The 2,241-nt window shown below is 33.6% G+C and carries 2 protein-coding genes; one reads left to right on the forward strand and one right to left on the reverse strand.

Translation table 11 applies throughout. The features are described 5' to 3' along the window. Positions 1–95 precede the first annotated feature (95 nt). On the forward strand, positions 96–476 hold the full coding sequence (locus tag FC88_RS05870; RefSeq protein WP_057813730.1) for a DUF4430 domain-containing protein: 381 nt from the start codon (positions 96–98) through the stop codon (positions 474–476). 48 nt (positions 477–524) lie between these two features. Here the strand turns inward: FC88_RS05870 and FC88_RS05875 are convergent, their stop codons facing one another. Next, the gene (locus FC88_RS05875; protein WP_149029853.1) at positions 525–2,174 is read right to left on the reverse strand and encodes an aryl-sulfate sulfotransferase; all 1,650 of its coding nucleotides are present in this window, start codon (positions 2,172–2,174) and stop codon (positions 525–527) included. Between the last annotated feature and the right edge of the window lie 67 nt (positions 2,175–2,241).

A 2,241-nucleotide genomic window follows, 5' to 3' on the forward strand; every position in this document is an offset into this window, starting at 1 on the left:
CCTTTATGGGTTTTTGTGTCCACTAGTGTTCGGTTATATTTTACAATCTGCCTTATAATAAAAATCGTGTTTAATTTATGAGGAGGAATTTATCGATGAAAAGAATTGCTGCATTTTTAGCTACACTTTTAATGTTACTTGGAGTATTTGCTCCAGCAGCCGCAACACCTGTTCAAGCTAAGTCAACTAAGAATATCAAGGTAACTTACGTTTTGAAGAAAAATAAGAAAAAAATTGCCAAGAAAACTCTTACTTTAAAGAAAAATACCACTGTTTCTAAGGGTTTGAAAAAAGCCTGGAAAGTTACTGATAAAGATGGCTTTATCACAAAAATCGATGGTCACAAACAAAATACTAAGAAAAAAATTTACTGGACTTTTACCGTCAACAAGAAACAAGTTAATGTTTCAGCTGACAAGAAGAAATTACATAACAAAGACAAAGTTGAATTCAAACTTTCTAAATATAACGGCTAATAAAAATGCATCCAACAATTCCAAAAGGAAGATGTTGAATGCATTTTTTTATTTGTTAACGTCAAATGTGTAAGAACTTGAATAGAATGGAACTCGATAAGCCCGGTAAACATAGGCTTTCGAAGCTGCATTTTCAATCGTTACGTTGAAAACTTGATTACCATCTGAATCGACTTCAATAATATTACTTTCTTTACCATTTTTCTTATATCCAAAATCAACTAAGGTATTACCGTTAGCCTCTCTTTCAGCATATCCGATAATACTTGTAAAATTATTTTTACCTAAATTTTTTCCATAGGACCAAGTTTGATTGATGGTCATATTCTTCGTATCAATGTGATATTGAACGGCTTGTGAATATTTGCCACTCGTCTTCTTATCACCATTTGTAACGTCAATATTATTATCATACAAGATTACATCTTCTGAATCCTTATCCTTACTCAAAAGATACAATCCGTGTTGACCACCAGTAATTGTCGTTCCTTTAGTTGGTGTCAAAACTTTACTACGGTACTTCTTAGGCCAGGTTGATTTCTTTTTACCACTGTAAATCCAGATAATCTTATTAGTCTTATAATTTAATTTCATAATCATATCTTGGTTACGTCCTGAAATCATAATCGAATTGTCGGAAGCATCATAGTCAACGGCATTTTGATGGAACCAATCGACTTTACCGTCAGAACCTGCCTTGTAATTCTTGTACATTGAGCTAGGTAAGATCTTCTTCAAATCGATGACCTTGACTACTTTACCGGTCTTATGAGAAATCTGCACCATAATATCTTCTTTGTACTTCGAACCATCGCTGACAGTAGCTAAAATATCCTTATTTGGCAATTCAACTAAATCGTGGTGAATTAAAGTTGTTTCGTCTTTGGCATTACCAGAGTCGTTTGACTTTGTTTTAGTACTAAAAGTATATTCCTTATAAACTCGACCTAAAACGTCAGTTTCAATCAAGTCATTGTATACTAGTGAATCTTGATTTTTCTTAGTCAAAACCAACATGTGACCATTGGAAATTTGTTCAATCGTATGTTGTGAATAATCAGTTGAATACCAACGGACTTCACCATCAGCGTCAATTGCAAATGGTTCTTTGGTTGTACGGTTGACGATAGTTAATTTATTGTCACCGATATCCATCTTTGATTTATCGTTCTTAGAAACAGTTATCTTGGCATTTTTGATGTACTTAGGCAATGAACCAGTCTTAATTTGAATTGTCTTTTGGTCAGTCGTGCCATCTTCATATGTAACATTGATCGTCACGGTATTCGTTGTATTAGCATACAAACCTACAACTGGTACTTGGTGCGTTGTGGAACTACCATTTACCGTATTAGTAATATCCGTTTGATCAGTTTTACCCTCAACAGTATATGAAACTTTCGCTTTTTGATCAGTCTGGAAAATTACTAAAGCAGTTAGTGGCGATGACTTATAGGGATTGACCTTAATATATGGATCATCCAAAGTATAATCTTTATTCTTAACAACTTTTTGGTAAGTTTTGGTTAATGAAGCCTGTTTATCCTCACGCGTATTAACAAGCTTCGAACCGATATTTTTCTTTATCTGCGCAGTGGACAATACTTCTGAATCATTATTACTAGTCTGTGAGCACCCCACTAAGAGAAAAGAAATAAATAACAACGGTATTAAAGAAAAAATGACTCTCCTTTTCAAAAAAATATTCCTCCGCAAATTGCAAGAACAAGTTAGCCACTTTGGAAAAATAAAGAAAAGTTAAGAT

It is taken from the genome of Companilactobacillus futsaii JCM 17355 (assembly GCF_001435505.1).
GTDB classification, from domain to species: domain Bacteria; phylum Bacillota; class Bacilli; order Lactobacillales; family Lactobacillaceae; genus Companilactobacillus; species Companilactobacillus futsaii.

Coding starts and splice junctions, on each gene's coding strand:
- FC88_RS05870 (WP_057813730.1), top strand. CDS start 96: ATGAAAAGAATTGCTGCATTTTTAGCTACACTTTTAATGTTACTTGGA.